Consider the following 18,706-nt stretch of genomic DNA (forward strand, 5'->3'; position numbering starts at 1 on the left):
GGATAAATATGTCCTAGACAGGCCGCAATGGCGATAAGGCCCAGTAGAAATGGATTAATGCCAATCAGGTAGCTTAGCCAAACGGGGATCATCCCTTTTAGCATATCACACAGCAGCACCCAGGCCGCGGCAGAGCGCCCACCGAGACGATAAACGTTCGTCGCCCCTGGGTTTTTCGACCCTTGATCTCTTGGGTCTGGCAAGCCAAACGCGCGACAAACCAACACGGCACTGGACACAGAGCCAAGTAAGTAGGCAGCGATGATGATGGCAATGGCCAGTGCAGTCATGTGAAATCCCTAGAGTTTGTGCCGCATTCGTTGCTATAGTGCGCCGACGTTCATCGATAAACCTATCATGGATCGGAACGCATTGCGTATCCATCTGTCAATGAACACATCCAATAATACGAACTTTCTTACCACAGTGGTATCCGACCTGTCACGGAGTGTGAAAAAACATGGATTCCGTATTCATAGAGCAACTCGACGTGTACACCACTATCGGTGTCTACGATTGGGAACAAACCATCCAGCAAAAGTTGGTGTTCGATATTGAAATGGCGCACGATAATCAACCCGCCGCCCAGCAGGATGACGTGTCGCTAGCGCTTGATTATGCCAGTATCAGTGAGGCGGTTATCGCCCATGTACAGGCTAGCCGCTGTGCGTTGATCGAACGCGTGGCGGAAGAGGTTGCTCAATTAATTCAAACCCAGTTTGGCGTCAGCTGGATTAGAGTGCGGGTGGCCAAGCCAGGCGCGGTCGCTCAGGCTGGTAACGTGGGTGTAGTCATAGAGCGAGGTACACGGTGACACAAGCATTACTTAGTATCGGCTCTAATATCGAGCGCGATCATCACATCGAACAGGCCGTTAAAGCCTTGCGCCAGCTTGACCCACACTGTCGCTTTTCCCGCATTTTTGAAGCCGAACCAGTCGGGTTTGAAGGCCCTCACTTTTACAACCTGATTGCCGAGCTTCACACCTCGCTTCCGTTGCACGATTTTTGGCAAGCCGTTCGTGACATTGAACAGCAACATGGCCGTCAGCGTGATGACATTAAATATCGCGATCGTACCTTAGATATCGACTTACTCACCTTTGGTGATCACTGTCAATCCGGTGGCCCCACCTTACCACGTGATGATATCTATAAATTTGCCTTTACCCTGTGGCCACTCGCCGAGCTCTGCCCTGATCAAGCCATTCCTGGCGATGGCCGGACATTCGCCCAGCTTTGGCAAGCCTTTGACCAAGATCAACCACTATGGCCGATTGAGACGCCGACGTATTTGAAGGATATTTAAGCACCATGAGCCTCTTTGAAGCCTTTTTTTTGGCCTTGATTCAAGGGTTAACCGAGTTTCTTCCTATTTCTAGCTCCGCGCACCTTATTCTGCCTTCACAGCTTTTTGGCTGGGCCGATCAGGGCCTTGCCTTTGATGTTGCTGTACACGTCGGCACACTGGCCGCAGTGGTGGGGTATTTTCGCCGTGAAGTGTGGAATCTCCTTAAAGCCTTTTTTGCCTCGCTCAAAGGTGAGCACAGCTCGGATAGTCAATTGGCATGGATGATCGTCTTAGCCACGATCCCAGCGTGTATCGCCGGTTTGTTTTTAAAAGACGTGATCGAGCTTTACCTGCGTGCGGCCTGGGTAATCGCGGCAACCACACTGATTTTTGGTGGCTTATTGTGGTGGGCGGATCGCAAAGCGACCCAAACATGCGATGAGTATCAAACCACGCCCTACCGCGCCGTACTGATAGGTGTGGCGCAAGCCCTTGCCTTGATTCCTGGGACGTCGCGCTCAGGCGCCACCATCACTGCGGCATTAATGCTCGGTTATACGCGCGAAGCCGCGGCACGATTTTCGTTTTTGATGTCGATTCCTATCATTACCCTAGCTGGCTCCTATCTGGGGCTGCAATTGGCGACCAGCCCAGAGCCGGTGGCCATGGACGCGATCGGTGTTGGGCTATTGGTGTCGTTTGTCAGTGCTTACGCGTGTATTCACGCCTTTTTAAAGCTGGTGACACGGGTGGGCATGTTACCCTTCGTGATCTACCGCTTGGTATTGGGTGTGCTGTTACTCGCCTTTATCGCCGGATAAAAAAACACCAAGCACGATACACGTGCTTGGTGGTCTCTCCGTCAGGAATGGGTGGCTGACCGAGGCGTTACTCTCCGGCCACCTTCATGCCATCAATGATCACTGAGCCGGTTTGAATTTGGCTGCGCGTCTCGATATCGGTACCAATCGCGACAATGTTAGCAAACATCTCATTAAGATTGCCGGCAATGGTGATCCCGCTCACCGGGTATTGGATCTCACCATTTTCCACCCAAAAGCCGGCGGCACCGCGTGAGTAATCGCCAGTCACTGGGTTCACTCCTTGTCCCATCAACTCAGTCACCAATAATCCCGTGCCTAAGGTTTTTAGCATGGCATCGGCATCTTGACCGGTGTGGCTCACGTACCAGTTGTGAATGCCGCCGGCATGGCCGGTTGGTTCCATGCCGAGCTTACGCGCGGCATAACTGGTGGCGAGATAGGTGTTTAATACCCCCTTTTCAATGATGCGCCTGTCTTGTGTGATCACTCCTTCACTATCAAAGGGTGCACTCGCGGCGCCTTTTCGTACATGGGGTAACTCGTTGATGGTGAGCCAATCTGGGAAGATCTGCTCGCCTTTCTTATCCAATAAGAAAGAGGACTTGCGGTAAAGCGCTGAACCGCTGATCGCCATCACCAAATGGCCAAACAGCCCAGTAGCCACACTGCGATCGAACATCACTGGCACTTGGCATGTCGCCACACTGCGTGGGTTTAAGCGTGCCACGGCGTGCTGGGCCGCTTCCATGCCAACAAACGTCGGTGTCCATAAGTCCGCTTTGTCCCGTGCCACCGTGTAGCTCATGTCACGCTCCATCCCTGCGTCACTCTCCGCTATCACTGAGCAGCTTAGCGCTTGGCGGCTTGAAGGGTAACTGCCGAGCATGCCATGGCTATTGCCATAGACACGCACCCCATAGTGGCTGTCATAGCTGGCACCATCGCTGAACTTGATTCGGCTATCATGGCTCAGTGCCGCTTGCTCGGCTTCAATCGCCAACGCGGCGGCGGTATCCGGCTGGGGCTCATCGGGATAGAATAAATCGAGGTCAGGATAGTCAAAGGCCATTAACGCTTTAGGTGCTGGGCCTCCGAAAGGATCCGGCGAAGTATAGCTTGCGATCTCAAGCGCCGCTTCAACGGTTTTCGCGATCGCTTTGTCCGACAAATCAGTGGTGGATGCGCTGCCTTTGCGCTGATCCCGGTAAACGGTGATCCCAAGGGCACCATCTTGATTGAACTCCACGTTCTCGACTTCGCCCATCCGCGAGCTGACGCTGATGCCGGTACTTTTGGTAATCGCCACTTCCGCCTGGTCACTTTTGGCCGATGCCATGTCGAGCGCACGGCTGACAGCTTGACGAAGTTGCTGCTCTTGCTCGGCGACTTGTTGTTTCACACTCATAGTTGACCTTTTTGATTCGCATTCAAGTTCGACACACTCAGCGCCACGCGCCTATGATAAAAAAGCCCGCGTTTGGGCGCATTTCTTGTTAACATACGTGTCATTGCACATTCTCACTGAGGTTGAACATGGGCCGTAAAAATAAACTCGCTCCCTGGGAGGAAGAGGAAGAGATCATCTGGGTCAGCAAGTCCGAGATGAAGCGCGATATGCTTGCCTTGCAAGAACTTGGCGAAGCACTGGTCAAACTCAAACCAGCCGTGTTAGAAAAATTCCCGCTCGATGATGACTTGCTCAGCGCGATTACAGACGCCCAACGCTTGAAGAACGAAGCGCGCCGTCGCCAACTGCAATATGTTGGCAAGCTTATGCGCTCTCGTGACCCTGAGCCGATTCAGGCTGCGCTTGATAAGTTGCAAAATAAGCATGCTCAGCAAACGGTCGAGCTTCACAAGCTTGAGCAACTGCGTGACCGCATCATTGACCAAGGCGACAGTGCGATTAGCGATGTGCTGTTGCAGTACCCTGATGCCGATCGTCAACGTTTACGTCAGCTAGCACGCCAGGCTAAAAAAGAGCAGCAGCAAAACAAACCGCCCAAGGCGTATCGCGAGATTTTCCAGTATCTCAAAAGCTTTTACGACCAAAGCCTGTAAATTGCCACGCCAGTGCCCCGCACTGGCGTGCAGACTTAGGACTTAAGACTCAGTGCCTCCGACCGTCATCGCATCCAGCTTCAAGGTCGGCTGTCCAACCCCCACAGGAACACTTTGCCCAGCTTTACCACACACCCCAACACCGGGATCGATGGCCAAATCATTCCCCACCATCGAGACTTGCTGCATCGCTTCGACGCCGCTGCCAATTAAGGTCGCCCCTTTCACTGGCGTGGTCAGTTCACCGTTTTCAATCAGGTAAGCCTCTGAGGTGGAGAATACAAACTTACCCGAGGTAATATCGACCTGACCGCCGCCAAAGTTTGGCGCGTATAAGCCACGCTCCACGCTGGCAATCATCGACGCTGGCGAGCTTTCACCGCCTAGCATGTAGGTATTGGTCATCCGCGGCATCGGCAGATGCGCATACGACTCACGACGGCCATTACCGGTGGGTGCGACGCCCATGAGGCTGGCATTGTGCTTATCTTGCATATAGCCTTTGAGCACACCCTTTTCGATTAACACATTGTACTGACCCGGCACCCCCTCATCATCGATGCTCATTGAGCCGCGGCGATCATTCATGGTGCCATCATCAACAATGGTACACAGCGGTGAGGTGACCTGCTCGCCAAGGCGACCGGTAAATACCGATGACTCTTTACGGTTAAAGTCTCCTTCTAAGCCGTGTCCAACCGCTTCATGCAATAAGACGCCTGGCCAGCCAGCCCCCAACACCACGGGCATGGTGCCTGCCGGTGCCGCGTCGGCGCGTAGGTTGACTAGGGCTAGGCGAATCGCTTCATCGGCAAACTGCAGCGCGCGTGACTTACCTGCATCCTCTTGCAAGAATACGTCATAGCCATAACGGCCACCGCCCCCCGCACTGCCGCGTTCACGGCGTCCATCTTGTTCAACCAATACAGAAACCGACAAGCGAACCAATGGACGAATATCGGCGCCATAGGTGCCATCGGTGGCGGCCACCAGCACTTGCTCATAAAGACCGTTCAGGCTGGCATTCACTTCTTTCACCCGTGGTTCTTTGGCACGGATGTAGCTGTCTATTTCTTTGAGTAGAGCGATTTTCTGCTCACGGGTTAGGCTCGCGAGCGGATCGATAGGACCATAGTACGGCTTTGCGTGCACCGCAGAAAACGCGCTCACTTTGCCGTGCCCGCCAGCCGGGGCAATCCCACGTGCTGCAGTGGCACTTTGCATCAAGGCATCGGGGGTGAGCTGATCCGAATAGGCAAATCCGGTTTTTTCACCGCTGATCGCTCTCACACCGACCCCGCGGTCGATATTAAATGAACCGTCTTTAATGATGCTGTCTTCCAAGGCGAGGGATTCATGCCAGGTGGATTGGAAGAAAATATCACCGTAGTCAATCTGGCGACCGCTCAGGTGCGCCAGTGTCGCATGCAGTTGCGACTCACTCACGCCCGCCGGGCGCAGCAAGTTTTCTTCGACCTGTTCCAGACTCATTCGTTTACTCTTGGTTGTGGCTGCCGAGCCGGCAGCCGAGAAAAAAGATAACGCGCCGAGGGTGCGCTATTTCAGTTGGCTTTGCAACCGGGTATGAGACAGTACGGGCATCTTATGCCGAATGGATTCCCCCATGCTTAAATCAAGCTCAGCCCAGGTCACGCCGGGCTCACTTCCCAGCGACGCCACGACCTGTCCCCAGGGATCGATGATCATCGAGTGTCCCCAAGTTTGGCGTCCTTTGCTATGCTCACCACWCTGCCCTGCCGCAATTACCCAGCATTGGGTTTCTATTGCTCGCGCCCGCAACAAGGTTTCCCAATGCGCTTGACCGGTCACGCGGGTAAAGGCCGCTGGCACGGTTATGATATCGGCACCTTGCGCGCGTAGCGCTTGATACATGGGGGCAAAGCGAACATCGTAGCAGATACTTAATCCAAGGCAGCCAAAGGGCGTATCGAGTGTGGCGAGACGGTCACCAGCCTCAAAGTAGTCAGACTCGCAATACCGTCCGTGGGCATCGGCCACTTCTACATCAAATAGGTGCAATTTGTCGTAACTGCCGCGCAGGTGTCCGGCGTTGTCAAACACCAAGCTCGTACTGCTTAACATGCCATTGTCGTTTTGAATCGGAAAGGCGCCCACCACCAGCCAAAGGTCGTAATGATGGGCCAGTTCGGCAAGCTGTTGCTGCAGTGGACCATGACCCAATCGCTCGGCATGGCGCTGATAATCTTGTTTGCCGCCAAACACTAGGGCATTTTCTGGGGTGAGAGCCAGTTTCACCCCTTGCTCGCTTAACCGATGTAAACTGGCTTGCAATGCCTTCATGTTGTGGCTGGGATCGGCGCTGGATGTCATCTGAACAACACCTGCTTTCATCATGCTCACTCCTTGGCGTTTTCTGCTTGTTGGCGCAATCGTTCCGTCGCGTCGGCTGGCAAAGCGAGTGCCTCTTTATCGCGCGACACTTCCCGGATATCGGGCGTCCCTATCGGCCCGCTTACTTGATAACGGACTTGGGTGAAAACGTCCACCACGGGTGAAATGGCGGTGGTGACCGCTAACACATACAGCGCCGTCTGCGGCGTGACCGCAAATGCGCTTAATACTGGGATCCCAGAGGTAATATCCGGCGTAAACCGCACATCGGCGTTCACGCGATTGGTCACCAAATTGGCAATCCCTTTAATAACCATATCACCGGCAATCCCATCCATGCGGATATTATCCGTCACAACCACGCCATTTGTGATCACAGCCCGCCCGGTAATGTCATCAAAGGCCAAACCATCTTCAAATACGCCCGAAAAATCGAGCTGAATTTTACGCAGAATGGAGTCGAGACTGAAAAGCCCTAACAGCTTCCCAGCGCCTCCCACCCCGCTTATATAGCCGTCTTTAACATCAGAGCGGATGTCACCATTAAGACTGGCAATATCGGCTTTCCAAGGCAGACCCGCGTAATCTAACGAGGCTTGCGTTGTGAAGCTGGCATCTTGGATCCCGCCACTGATACCAAATCGTCCCATGAGATCTGACGTACTCTCCCCGCCTAACGCGAGGGTTAACGCGGTTTGATTGTGGCCTTGATCGTCAATCAGCCAATGGCCGCTGATGGACGCGTGGTTTTTCCCACTTTCTAGCGTCAGGGAAGTCAGGTCGACTTGTGAGGCTTTCTTATCGAGTACCGCCTCAATGCGCCCGAGCCGATACCCTTGCAGCCACAGATCCTCAATCACCAAGTGTGTCGGCGGAATCGCAGCCAGCAAAGCTTTCTCTTCCGGGCTCGCCCGGGTATCCACAGGTTCAAAAAGCGGCTTATCCGTCGTCTGTTCGTCCTCAGTCAACTGACGATTGATATGCCAATGATCAATCTCGACGTTTAAGCGCCCTTGTGTCGGCCACATGGCTTGCCCGCTTAGCTCACGACTGCCCATTAACAGATCCCAGCCCTCGGCCTTGTGTCGCGCCGCTAAAGACACATCGTGAAACGCTAAAGGGTCTGCACTCACCGTCTCGATCTTGGCATTAATACGCTGCGGCATGGGTAAAGCAGGATATGGCCCGCTTCCGCTCGGCCAGGATTGACTGGCCTGCTGCCAAACACGCTTCCAAGCCGCGAGATCGAGTTGCTCAAGCTTTAGATCAAAACGATGACCACGCGTTGCCAATAAGCGGCCACCTTGCTCACCAATCTGCCATTGACTGGCGGTAAACTGCGGACGCCGGCCTTGGGTATTGATGCGCGCTTGATAATTCACGCCAGGAAGCGCCACACGCCCAGTCAAGCCTTCACTGTTCCCGGTCGCCTCGATACGCGCCTGCCCTTTTTGCCAGCGTGGTTTGTTTAGTGGCGCGGGCAAGGTCGACTGCAACGGCGTGGTATCGACACCCACATCGAGCTGATAATCAAAACCGGTATCATTTAAGGTTAAATCGAGCCCCGCCTGCCAATGTGCACCGCCCGTCAGATAGGCGTCAAGGGGCAACGAAAGCGTGTCCAGCAATGGCACCACATCCCAATCCGCATCCATACCTAAGTCAAGCTGATACCCGGCCGCCAAGGTTTCACCCGTAAACTGAAGGCTGACGGGCTGTCCTAACCATTGGGCCTGCATCGACTGAGTGGTCAGGGTGTCGTCGCTAAAGGCCAGCTCGCCGGACAGGTTATCCAGTTGCATATCGGGTGCCTGAATCGATACCTGGTTGCCGGTAAAGCGAACCCTTCCTTCGGCATGAGGCTGCTCACCATTGAGCGGGATATTGAGCCCTAGGTTAGCATTAACCAGCCCATCGACTTGCACATGAGTCAAGGCCGCCCCCACCGTGTCTACTAAAGGCGTCGCCAGCATGTATTGGCGGACAGCTGATCCGGTTGCCGCCAATGACGCGTGAATATCGAGTTCGCTGTCCGGCTGGGTCATATCGGCAATCTCAGCTTGCACTTGGCGACTGACAGCGTCGCCCAAACGAACATGGTCACCCTCAATCGCTAAGCGCGCATTTTCAAACAGTAAACGGGCGTCGAGCTCCGTCAACGTCGGCCAAGCGGTGTTAAAGCTAAACGCCCCGCCGCGAAGCGGTACATTGGCTTGGAAAATACCGCTGTGATCCGAGTAAGGGAAAGCGTCGAGGGCACCAAACCAAAGAATTTCACTGTCTTTGGCCCGTCCGGCTTGAATAGCGCGAGAAAGGTAATCGGTTAACGGATCCGGCAGTGCGCGGGTCGGCAGGTAGCGCCATGTCTGCCCAGCATCCGATACGTCGGCCTGCACGTATAACGCCAAAAAAGGCGCGCCTTTTGAGGGAATATCCAGACGAAATGCGCCTTGCCCTTGCACGTCTGCTCCCTTGACCACTGCCTGCTCACTCCATACTGACAAGCCTTGTTTGGTGGGCTGCCAATTGAGGGTCAAAGCACCGTGTTCAAGCGGCAGCGGCGCTTGAAAAAAGTCGCCGTAAGGCAAGGATTGTGCGCCAAGCTCAAGCTGTGCTTGGCCTTGCTGGCCTTGCCCGGAGAGAGTCGCGCTCAGGCCTTGGAACGCAGGCAGGTAGCCCCAGCGCTTGGCTGAGACCTTATCCAGTGTCGCTTGGTAACGCAACGGGGCGTCAGGTGATTTACTCAACGCTAACGAACGGATTTGCCCTGATGGCGATAAAGCGGCCGCCGCACTGTGCTGTTGCGCCGATTGACTGGCAAGCCCAAGCAAAGGCCGTAAAGAGGCAATATCAACATTCGCCGCATTGAGACGCCAGTTGTCGAGCGCCCCCTGCCAAGAGAGCTGTGACAGCGCTGCCTGAGTGGTCGCGCCGGTTTGTACCCATAGCCCATCCGTGTCGAGACGCCACGTCTGTTCATCGACAGCCTGCCACTGAACCTGACTGTCTTTTATCGCCCATTGCTTCGCTTGGTGATCACCCTCTTGCCACGCTAACGCGAAATGATCAATCGACAACAGTCCATTGTCGACACGCCCCTGCTCCACCCTGACCCAGGCTTTTGCGTCTAAACGGGCGGTGTTGATCGTGGCGGATGGCGTCAGATTTTTCGTCAACCAAGGGGCAATATCCATCCCCTCACTGGCCAAATAAACGTCGCCCGTTAACGTACTCAAGCCGTCCGTTTCGCGGAAAGCGGCATTCACTCGCACCTTATCGAGTTGCGTGCCTTGCATGCCAAGCCTGGCTTGTACCTGGTGCTCACCTTGGTTATTGCGCCAAAACAAGTCACTGATCACCAGTGTTTGGGTTTCCAGCGAAGGGGTGACCAGGATCACCTTGGCATTGGGGATGGAAAATTGTCCCAACCGCGCCAAGAATAAGTCTTCTAGTCGCTCTCGCACACCCGCTTGGGTGTTTTTATCGGGTAGTTGACCGGTATCGAACACCAGTCCATCGAGGGTGACATGGGAAAAGACGGGCTGACGCCGAATGAGGGTGGCAGAGACATCCAATTGCAAATTAATGGCGCGAGCGGTTAACAACGGGGGGCCGTTGTCGCTGGTGGCGAGCGCGACGTTTTCAAGTTGCAATGACGGCGTTAGATTGCGCCACTGGCCAGCAATGCCTTCCACTTGCGCACTAAAACCGGTTTGCTCAGACACCCATTGCCGCAATGGGGCTTGCAATATATCCATATTGGGCAATAGAAAGCGCAAACCGCCGATTAGCAAGGCGGTTATCACGATGACACTGATGGCGCTGACCGTTAGCCAGCGCATACCCTTTCTCATCCAGGCCATGGATTACATCATTACTACATCAAACTGTTCTTGCGTGTATAAAGGCTCGGATTTCACTTTCACTTGCTTGCCAATAAACACTTCCAACTCCGCCACAAGGTGCGAATCTTCCTCTGCCAATGCCTCAATCACCGCCGGGGCCGCGTACACCACAAACTTATCCGCTTCATAAATGCGGTTAACGCGCGTGATTTCACGTAGCACTTCGTAGCAGACGGTTTCTACCGTTTTGACCGAGCCTCGTCCGTCACAGGTTGGACAGCCACCGCACAGCACATGTTCAATACTTTCTCGCGTACGTTTGCGTGTCATTTCCACTAGCCCTAGCTGGGTGAAGCCATTGATATTGGTTTTTACCCTGTCTTGGCTGAGCGCCTGCTCGAGTGAGTGCAACACGCGACGCCGGTGCTCATCGGTGCTCATATCGATAAAATCGATAATGATGATCCCGCCTAGGTTTCTTAGCCGCAATTGGCGAGCAATCGCACGTGTGGCCTCAATATTAGTATTAAAGATAGTCTCATCCAGGTTCCGTCGCCCGACGAACGCACCTGTATTGATATCAATGGTGGTCATCGCCTCGGTCTGATCGATAATCAGATAGCCGCCAGACTTGAGCTGAACCTTGCGCTCCAATGAGCGTTGAATTTCATTTTCGGTGTCGTACATGTCAAAAATCGGCACCTGGCCGTCGTAATACACCAATTTATCGGCCAGCTCCGGCACAAACTCAGAGGTGAACTCTTGGAGTTTTTCATAGGCTTGCTTGGAATCCACCCGAATTAAATCCAGCTCGGTGCCCACAAAGTCACGCACAATGCGCTGTGCCAGTGCCAGCTCACCATACAGCATGGATTTGGCGGGATAACGCGTGCGACGCTCTAACACCTTATTCCACAGACGCTTTAAAAAAGCGGCGTCTTGCGCCATCTCATTGTCTGTTGCCCCTTCAGCGGCAGTACGGATAATAAAACCACCCAATTCGTCACAGTAATCACTGACAATGCTTTTTAGGCGCTTACGTTCATCTTCACTTTCAATGCGTTGTGATACCCCAACATGGGCCGCTCCCGGCATAAAGACCAGATAACGCGAAGGCAAGGTAATATCGGTGGTAAGACGCGCGCCCTTGGTGCCCAGCGGATCTTTGACCACTTGCACCACAATATCTTGCCCTTGGCGAACCAGTTCGGAGATATCGCGCACTTGGAATTGTTGCTTCTCATTTTCCGACACGCACTCGGTATGAGGAACAATATCTGAGGCATGTAAGAACGCCGCTTTCTCTAGGCCAATATCGACAAAGGCTGCCTGCATGCCAGGCAACACACGACTGACTTTACCTTTGTAGATATTGCCTACAATGCCACGCTTTGCTTCACGTTCGATATGGATTTCTTGGAGGTTCCCCCCATCAATCATCGCCACCCTCGTCTCGCTAGGGGTGACGTTTATTAGCAGTTCCGCACTCATGGTTTCCCCGAATCTCTCAAAAGTGGGGCCTAGCGACAGATGTGCGCTCAGACCGAAAATTGTTTGAGCAGCTGCTCGGTTTCATACAGTGGCAAACCAACCACGGCGTGATAGCTACCATCAATACGTGTCACAAATTTACCGCCCAGCCCTTGAATCGCATAGGCGCCAGCCTTATCGACGGGCTCGCCCGATTGCCAATACGCCTCAATCTGCTCATCACTGAGCGTACAAAACCATACCTTGGTGGTCACCACAGTGGTGATCTGCTTCATGGCATTGGCGACAGTGACCGCGGTCATCACTTGGTGCTCGCGTCCTGACAGTTGCTTAAGCATTCGGACTGCCTCCACTTTATCATCAGGCTTTTCGAGTACCTGCTCGCCATCTACCACAATAGTATCCGCACCGAGCACCGGGGTATGGCCACCGGTTTGCACCACCCCTGCTCGTGCCTTGTCTTGCGATAAGCGCGACACGTAGGCGTAAGGGGACTCACCGGCCTGTTGTTGCTCCGCTACATCGACCACCACCCGGGAAAAATTCACGCCCATTTCGGTGAGTAATTCATGACGTCGAGGCGACCCCGAGGCCAGATATAAGTCACAGCTCATGATACCTCTTTACGATTAGTGCGTTAGCGAATGGCAAAGCGACGACGTAAACGGCGCAATAACRGAAAGATCCAAGGCCAGAGTATAAAATTAAGCACACCGGCCCAAAGCTGCTCTGGGTTAAACTGTACGTTAGACACCAAGTACTCCGCCCAGAACTCGATCAATTTTCCCGCCAAGGTCAGTAATGCCAACAAGAGTGCCTGCTGCCAATACGACATGTTGCGTAACAATTGAAAGTTCAGCGCCACGATGTAGACCAAAATCGCCATCATCAAGCCGCGCACCCCAAGGGTTGAGCCCAACATTAAATCCCATAACAGGCCGAGTACTAGCGCCGTACCAACATTCACCCGATGGGGTAATGCCAGCACCCAATAAAACGTGACGAGCAAGACCCAAGAAGGACGAAAGGGAGCCAGTTCCCCCGGCCAGGGAGCGGCTTGCAAAATCAGCGCAATGATAAAAGAGAGCCAGACGACAAACTGGCCGCGAAATGTCACATTTGCCATTACGGCGCTTCTCCCTCACCATCTGACGATGGCGCTGTATCAGGTGATGGTGCGGTGTCTGACGACGACTGCGCGACAGGCTGATCCGGGCGCGCGTTCTCGCCCTTTTCGGGAGTTGGCCACACCAAAAGCAGATAACGCAGGCGATCAAACTTCACCGCTGTGGTGGCTCGCACTTGCGCAAACGGGCGCTTGTTATCAAACGAAAACTCCGTCACCGTGCCCACCGGGTAGCCTTCAGGAAAGACTCCGCCCAGTCCCGAGGTGACTAATTTGTCACCCACTTTAATGTCCGTGCTGCTAGGAATATTGTCCAACCCGACGTAGTGGGTCGACCCGCGCCCAGACGCAATCACCCGAATATCATTGCGCATGACCTGAACGGGGATCGCATGGGTGGGATCGGTCAGCAGTAGCACGCGGCTATTGTGGGCACCCACATACGCAATTTGGCCAACCACCCCGTGCTCGTTGATCACCGGTTGCCCTTCATACACGCCATTCGTCCGCCCTTTATCTAGCATGACTTGATGTTTATAAGGGTCCGAGTCAACGGCCATGACTTCAGCCACCATTTTGCGTTCATCACGAATAAACGACGAGCCCAGCAGCTCGCGTAGACGCTGATTTTCACGCTCTGTCTGCGCTAACAGAAGCTGATCACTTTCCAGTTGTAACACCTGCTTTCGCAATGCGCGGTTCTCTGCCACCAAACGTTGGTGAGAGCGAAACTGCATCACCAGTTCATCTAGCGTGTCGCGCGGGACGTTGGACGCATATTGTAGCGGCGCCACCAACGTGTTTAGGAAATAACGCACCCCAGCGAACGCATCAAGACGACTATCAGCCAGCATAAGGCTGACTGATAGTAAAAGAGCGAAAAACAGGCGCAATTGCAGAGAGGGTCCTCTGCCAAACATAGGTTTCATAATGAAAACGACCTGTTTGTAGGCGCAGTCACGTTAATCTTCGCTAAAAAGATCACCGCCGTGCATATCGATCATTTCCAGCGCTTTACCCCCGCCACGCGCGACACACGTCAGTGGATCTTCGGCAACGACCACTGGAATACCGGTTTCTTCGGTCAGCAAGCGATCAAGATCACGTAGCAGCGCACCACCGCCGGTGATCACCATGCCACGCTCAGAAATATCAGATGCTAGCTCCGGTGGGCATTGCTCGAGCGCCACCATCACCGCAGAGACAATCCCAGTTAGCGGCTCTTGCAGGGCTTCTAAGATCTCATTGGAGTTAAGCGTGAAGCTACGYGGCACCCCTTCAGCGAGGTTACGACCACGTACCTCAATTTCACGCACTTCATCGCCTGGGTAGGCGGACCCGATTTCATGCTTAATCCGCTCTGCAGTGGCTTCACCAATCAAGCTGCCATAATTTCGGCGAACATAATTGATGATAGACTCATCAAAACGATCCCCACCAATACGGACCGACGATGAATACACCACGCCATTAAGCGAAATGACCGCCACTTCTGTGGTACCGCCGCCGATATCGATCACCATCGAACCGGTTGCTTCGGACACGGGCAAGCCTGCGCCAATCGCTGCCGCCATCGGCTCATCAATTAAGTAGACTTCACGGGCACCGGCCCCTAATGCCGACTCACGGATGGCTCGGCGTTCAACTTGGGTTGAGCCACAAGGTACCGCCACCAAGACGCGCGGGCTTGGACGCATGTAGCTGTGATCGTGTACCGATTTGATAAAGTGCTGCAGCATTTTTTCTGTGACGTAGAAATCAGCAATCACACCGTCTTTCATCGGACGAATCGCGGCAATGTTCCCCGGTGTTCGACCTAGCATCTGCTTCGCATCATGACCCACAGCAGCCACACTCTTGGGAGAGCCTGCACGGTCTTGGCGAATAGCAACAACAGACGGCTCATCCAGAACAATGCCCTGTTCTTTTACGTAAATCAGTGTATTGGCGGTTCCCAAGTCAATGGATAGATCGTTGGAAAACATCCCGCGAAGTTTCTTAAACATGATGGTCGATTAATCCTGCAAGCTATGAAATCAGACAAATTGAGCTAAATGTATCAACGCGCAAGGTAAGCGGCAAGATACGGTGCTGTAAACCTGAATGAGATCTGTGTTTTTTTTCAATGCGCTGTCATTTTGATGTTTTTTTCATCAACAACACATTATTCCTGTTGTCTTTCTCGGGTTGGTGATTGGCATGACTGATGGATCACCAACTGCGTCGATGCCTTCGTTGACGCCGTTGCCTCGTTATACGTTAAGTAACAATCCGTCGCGGGCTGCTCATGGAACAGCCAGATCAAGTCGACCCGATTCTTATCTGGATAGCGTCGTAACTGCCAACGCGTTGCATCCTTCAGCGCCGTCACTAACTCAGGCAGGGCACTGATCTCGGGGTAGCCATAAGAAACGCGAATGGACGTGCCATTGACGGTCAGTGTGTGTTCAGCCTGATCACTGACCTTTTTCTTTTCGGCCAATGCATGTGTTTGCGTCATGGCGCTTTGGATACCGCTTTTTAAGCCTTTAAGCGCTGACACATTGGCATCCGCCTCATAATCGTAAAACTTCGGGATCGCAATCACCACCAGCACCGACAAGATACTGACGACGAGTAAGGCTTCTAACCATCCGCGTCCGTGTTGGTGGGAGAGCTTGATGGCTGGACTCATCGCTTCCCCCATCGGCGGCGTTTTCTCTGTGCCGGATGCGGCGACATTTCCGCCCCAAGCAGCCGCCCTTGTCCGCCCGCGACACCCAGTTCTTTCACCACAGACCATTCCTCATTGGTTTCCACGCCCACCGCCAGTACCTCGGTAGTGGTGGCCTCACAAGCACCTAACACGCTGCGTAAATACAACTGGTTCTCTGGTCGTTGGTCAATATTGCGCACCAAACTACGGTGAAGCTTGATATAGGCTGGTTGAATATCCTTAACATAGTGAGTGCTCACTATCGTTCTACCTGCTTGGTCAACAACTAGACGGCACCCTAACGCGGCAATCATTCGTAAGCAAGGCCGCGCCGCATCAAAGTGTGAAACCAAAGCGCCTTCAGACACTTCCACCAGTAAGCGATTCAAGGTACTGCGTGGCGTTTGTAGCAAGATATCGCGCAGCCACACCACAAACTCACGTTGACAAAGTRAGTATGCACTTACATTGACGGCGTAGTTATCGATATAGTCACGCGTTTTTAACCACCACAGAGCGCGACCCATGGTCGCCTTGTCAAACGCCACATCCATACCGACCCACTCGACGCCTGGCCAAAAGCGCGAAGCCTTGAGTACCTTGCCCTTTTCGTCCTTAATTCGGCCTAAAAGTTCATAATGAAGGCGGGTTTTGCCATCTCGCGCAAACACAGGTTGGCGATAAAGCATCGGTCCCTCTCCTGCCATCACCGACTCGAGCAACGTCCGCCAACGCACACTGCCCCGCTTATCCAGTTGGCTGAGTTGCTTATCGAACTGTGACCAACCATTCTGGCCGGTTAGTACCGCCGCTTTAAGTGCGCGCTCGGCTTCGTCCATTAATCGTCCACGTCGCTCACTGGCACCAAACGAGGTCATGCCAAGGTGAAACCAGTTGTCTTGATCCAGTGCCTCCGGGGGGGCGAGCTTATCTAACGCATTGGTGATTTGCGCTAAAAAGGGATGCACTTCGTCTCCAGCTTGGTTGACCAGTAAAATGGCGAAATCCGAGGCAAAATAGCGCGCCAGCACCGCATCGGGAAAGCGCTGAATCGCATTAGACAGGACATTGCCAATCGCTTGAATCAGTTGGTCGGCGGCTTCTTGCCCATGCTGCGCCACCAAATCTTCCCATTCTGCCACTCGCACCAAGATCACACTACCTTGGCTGGCATCATCACTGGCCAGGGTATGCAGGCGATTATCAAACATCACTCGATTCGCAGCGCCGGTGAGTTGGTCTAAAAAGGTGTTGGTGCGAATAAAGGTATCAAAGCGGCTTCGCTCTTGGCGGGCTTCTTTAAGCTCTTCGATAAGCTGAGTCAACGCCGCACTGGCTGGGATTGGCCACTCGCGGGGGTCGCCTTGCTGCGCATCGTCGAGTCGCCCTGCTAAAATCAGTCGGCCACGCTGCTCGAGCACCTCACTGCCATACAGCTGACGCCGGAGCCAACGGATCCCCCATGTGAGCCCCAATACAATCACCAAAATCGCCGCCGATAACGAGGACAATGGACCAATCGAATAGGCAAACTCGGCATAAGGCGGTACGAAGGTCAATTTGACCGCAAAACCAGGGTTGCTCTCCAAAGGTATATCGCGCGAGATCACCTGCTGGTTAGCAACTGTCTGGTACTGAATTTGTTCGTATTGATACAAAATGCCAGCGTCCGAGTAAATCGTTAGGGACGTTACATCACTGGCTTTCAACATCTTGGGGAGCCAACGCGAAAAGTATTGGTTATCGCGCTGATCGCCTGCCATCTCTTGATCGATGACCTCCACCATGCCATCGACATAATGCGAGATAAAATCAATCCCTAACTGGCGAAAACTGATCGCACCGCCAATAAACAACACAAAAATGGCGCACACCACAATAAGGGTGACAAATGCTACGAGTCGGTTGGTCAGCTTCATACCGCTGACTTTGATCGCATTGGCTGTTCTATCCATGATTCTCTGCTGACTTGGGTCGCCTTTGGGGGCTAATAGCCGCTATTATCAGGCTTGGTTATCATAATGTGAATGCCTAGACCACGAATCGGTGGCTGTCTTTTTACGCAACGAGGACTCATGGACTGGATTACCTGTACACAAAGCTTTATCTGCGTGGTGGATCATGGCTCGCTAGCCCAAGCGGCTACCAAGCTACACACCTCAAGCTCTGCCCTTTCAAAACGCTTAAGCTGGCTAGAGCGCCAATTGGGCGTGCAATTGCTCAAACGCACCACGCGCAGTCTGTCGATGACGGATGCGGGCGATCTCTTCTACCATCGCGCCAAGACGTGGGTCGACGACTGGCAACAATTAGTCAGTGAGACCACCTCCACCTTTGGTGAGGTCAGTGGTGTGTTGCGTATCGGGGCACCATTGGTGACAGGGAACCGCTTTCTGGTCAACTTTATTGCTGAGTTTCTTGAGATTTACCCGAAAATCAAAGTCGAACTCACCACCCTCACCCCTGGTCAGCTGCCGGATCTGAACCTAGACGTGGTGATCAGCCGTGAACTCGAATATTTTAACTCCGCCAGCTACATCGCCGCTAAGTTATTTGATTTTCAACCTGGTTTTTTTGCCGCCCCTGCCTATCTCGAACGCCATCCCCCTATCACCGCGCCCGAGCAATTAACCCAACACAATATTTTGCTGTACGGTAATTCACATCAGCCTCAAGAGCGGGTGTTTGAAGACGGCACCCGCTTACAATTATCCGGGAATTTTGTCTCACCTAACCCTGAAGCCTTAGTCAGTGCTGCCGTGATTGGTATGGGGATCATTTWGGGGGGCGCCGGGACGGTGCAGAAAGAAATCGACCAAGGCTTATTGGTCCCGGTGCTGCCAGCCCTTAAGCAACCACGGTTATCGGCCTACGCCTACTACCCTAAGCTGGAGTACAACCACACCAAAACCAAATTATTCATCGACTTTATTAAACAAAAAGTTAAAGGCTTGTACGTTTAGTGTGCCGTTAAAACATAGGTAATACCAAGCTTCATCAG

Annotated in this window: 17 protein-coding genes; 5 read left to right on the forward strand and 12 right to left on the reverse strand. The window is 53.4% G+C overall.

Annotated features, from left to right (window positions below):
* Positions 1 to 290 (reverse strand): glycerol-3-phosphate acyltransferase (locus BZG14_RS07110; RefSeq protein ID WP_131825169.1); only part of this gene is annotated, 290 nt, incomplete at its 3' end.
* 170 nt (positions 291 to 460) lie between these two features.
* Here BZG14_RS07110 and folB point away from each other — a divergent pair.
* Genes folB through BZG14_RS07125 form a run of 3 tightly spaced genes read left to right on the forward strand, consistent with a single transcriptional unit; the run spans position 461 to position 2,111 of the window.
* The gene (gene folB / locus BZG14_RS07115; protein ID WP_077608362.1) at positions 461 to 814 is read left to right on the forward strand and encodes a dihydroneopterin aldolase; all 354 of its coding nucleotides are present in this window, start codon (positions 461 to 463) and stop codon (positions 812 to 814) included.
* Positions 811 to 1,308, forward strand: coding sequence for a 2-amino-4-hydroxy-6-hydroxymethyldihydropteridine diphosphokinase (gene folK / locus BZG14_RS07120; RefSeq protein ID WP_077484150.1), 498 nt, complete (start codon positions 811 to 813; stop codon positions 1,306 to 1,308). The genes folB and folK overlap by 4 nt, the downstream gene beginning before the upstream one ends.
* 5 nt (positions 1,309 to 1,313) lie before the next feature.
* The gene (locus BZG14_RS07125; protein WP_077608363.1) at positions 1,314 to 2,111 is read left to right on the forward strand and encodes an undecaprenyl-diphosphate phosphatase; all 798 of its coding nucleotides are present in this window, start codon (positions 1,314 to 1,316) and stop codon (positions 2,109 to 2,111) included.
* Between the two features lie 67 nt (positions 2,112 to 2,178).
* Here BZG14_RS07125 and pmbA read toward each other — a convergent pair whose 3' ends face one another.
* Positions 2,179 to 3,519, reverse strand: coding sequence for a metalloprotease PmbA (pmbA, locus tag BZG14_RS07130; RefSeq protein ID WP_077608364.1), 1,341 nt, complete (start codon positions 3,517 to 3,519; stop codon positions 2,179 to 2,181).
* A gap of 128 nt (positions 3,520 to 3,647) precedes the next feature.
* Here pmbA and yjgA point away from each other — a divergent pair, with 128 nt between their 5' ends.
* The gene (gene yjgA / locus BZG14_RS07135) at positions 3,648 to 4,175 is read left to right on the forward strand and encodes a ribosome biogenesis factor YjgA (protein ID WP_077608365.1); all 528 of its coding nucleotides are present in this window, start codon (positions 3,648 to 3,650) and stop codon (positions 4,173 to 4,175) included.
* A 42-nt stretch (positions 4,176 to 4,217) separates the two neighbouring features.
* Here yjgA and tldD read toward each other — a convergent pair whose 3' ends face one another.
* From tldD to csrD, 10 genes are all read right to left on the reverse strand, one after another.
* Complete coding sequence (tldD, locus tag BZG14_RS07140) at positions 4,218 to 5,666, reverse strand: metalloprotease TldD (RefSeq protein ID WP_077608366.1); 1,449 nt, start codon at positions 5,664 to 5,666, stop codon at positions 4,218 to 4,220.
* A gap of 66 nt (positions 5,667 to 5,732) precedes the next feature.
* Positions 5,733 to 6,551, reverse strand: a complete 819-nt coding sequence (locus tag BZG14_RS07145; protein ID WP_077608367.1) for a carbon-nitrogen hydrolase family protein — start codon at positions 6,549 to 6,551, stop codon at positions 5,733 to 5,735.
* Between the two features lie 2 nt (positions 6,552 to 6,553).
* Positions 6,554 to 10,411, reverse strand: coding sequence for a YhdP family protein (locus BZG14_RS07150; RefSeq protein ID WP_077608368.1), 3,858 nt, complete (start codon positions 10,409 to 10,411; stop codon positions 6,554 to 6,556).
* Between the two features lie 3 nt (positions 10,412 to 10,414).
* Entirely contained in the window at positions 10,415 to 11,884 is a 1,470-nt protein-coding gene (gene rng, locus BZG14_RS07155; RefSeq protein WP_069361774.1) for a ribonuclease G, read from the reverse strand.
* Between the two features lie 47 nt (positions 11,885 to 11,931).
* Complete coding sequence (locus tag BZG14_RS07160) at positions 11,932 to 12,498, reverse strand: Maf family protein (RefSeq protein ID WP_077608369.1); 567 nt, start codon at positions 12,496 to 12,498, stop codon at positions 11,932 to 11,934.
* Positions 12,499 to 12,521: 23 nt separating this feature from the next.
* The gene (gene mreD / locus BZG14_RS07165) at positions 12,522 to 13,010 is read right to left on the reverse strand and encodes a rod shape-determining protein MreD (RefSeq protein WP_077608370.1); all 489 of its coding nucleotides are present in this window, start codon (positions 13,008 to 13,010) and stop codon (positions 12,522 to 12,524) included.
* Positions 13,010 to 13,939, reverse strand: coding sequence for a rod shape-determining protein MreC (mreC, locus tag BZG14_RS07170; protein ID WP_077484133.1), 930 nt, complete (start codon positions 13,937 to 13,939; stop codon positions 13,010 to 13,012). The genes mreD and mreC overlap by 1 nt, the downstream gene beginning before the upstream one ends.
* Positions 13,940 to 13,972: 33 nt before the next feature.
* On the reverse strand, positions 13,973 to 15,016 hold the full coding sequence (locus tag BZG14_RS07175) for a rod shape-determining protein (protein ID WP_046073887.1): 1,044 nt from the start codon (positions 15,014 to 15,016) through the stop codon (positions 13,973 to 13,975).
* 158 nt (positions 15,017 to 15,174) lie between these two features.
* On the reverse strand, positions 15,175 to 15,684 hold the full coding sequence (locus BZG14_RS07180) for a hypothetical protein (RefSeq protein ID WP_077608371.1): 510 nt from the start codon (positions 15,682 to 15,684) through the stop codon (positions 15,175 to 15,177).
* On the reverse strand, positions 15,681 to 17,660 hold the full coding sequence (gene csrD / locus BZG14_RS07185; RefSeq protein WP_077608372.1) for an RNase E specificity factor CsrD: 1,980 nt from the start codon (positions 17,658 to 17,660) through the stop codon (positions 15,681 to 15,683). The genes BZG14_RS07180 and csrD overlap by 4 nt, the downstream gene beginning before the upstream one ends.
* Before the next feature lie 120 nt (positions 17,661 to 17,780).
* Here csrD and BZG14_RS07190 point away from each other — a divergent pair, with 120 nt between their 5' ends.
* Positions 17,781 to 18,668, forward strand: coding sequence for a LysR family transcriptional regulator (locus BZG14_RS07190; RefSeq protein WP_077608373.1), 888 nt, complete (start codon positions 17,781 to 17,783; stop codon positions 18,666 to 18,668).
* Positions 18,669 to 18,706 lie beyond the last annotated feature (38 nt).

It is taken from the genome of Salinivibrio sp. IB282 (assembly GCF_001995685.1).
In the GTDB taxonomy this organism is placed as follows: domain Bacteria; phylum Pseudomonadota; class Gammaproteobacteria; order Enterobacterales; family Vibrionaceae; genus Salinivibrio; species Salinivibrio kushneri.

Bases quoted from the DNA above. Each gene is read 5' to 3' on its own strand.
- BZG14_RS07150 (WP_077608368.1), bottom strand. From the start codon at position 10,411: ATGGCCTGGATGAGAAAGGGTATGCGCTGGCTAACGGTCAGCGCCATC.
- BZG14_RS07125 (WP_077608363.1), top strand. From the start codon at position 1,314: ATGAGCCTCTTTGAAGCCTTTTTTTTGGCCTTGATTCAAGGGTTAACC.
- rng (WP_069361774.1), bottom strand. From the start codon at position 11,884: ATGAGTGCGGAACTGCTAATAAACGTCACCCCTAGCGAGACGAGGGTG.
- yjgA (WP_077608365.1), top strand. From the start codon at position 3,648: ATGGGCCGTAAAAATAAACTCGCTCCCTGGGAGGAAGAGGAAGAGATC.
- mreC (WP_077484133.1), bottom strand. From the start codon at position 13,939: ATGAAACCTATGTTTGGCAGAGGACCCTCTCTGCAATTGCGCCTGTTT.
- tldD (WP_077608366.1), bottom strand. From the start codon at position 5,666: ATGAGTCTGGAACAGGTCGAAGAAAACTTGCTGCGCCCGGCGGGCGTG.
- folB (WP_077608362.1), top strand. From the start codon at position 461: ATGGATTCCGTATTCATAGAGCAACTCGACGTGTACACCACTATCGGT.
- BZG14_RS07180 (WP_077608371.1), bottom strand. From the start codon at position 15,684: ATGAGTCCAGCCATCAAGCTCTCCCACCAACACGGACGCGGATGGTTA.
- BZG14_RS07160 (WP_077608369.1), bottom strand. From the start codon at position 12,498: ATGAGCTGTGACTTATATCTGGCCTCGGGGTCGCCTCGACGTCATGAA.
- pmbA (WP_077608364.1), bottom strand. From the start codon at position 3,519: ATGAGTGTGAAACAACAAGTCGCCGAGCAAGAGCAGCAACTTCGTCAA.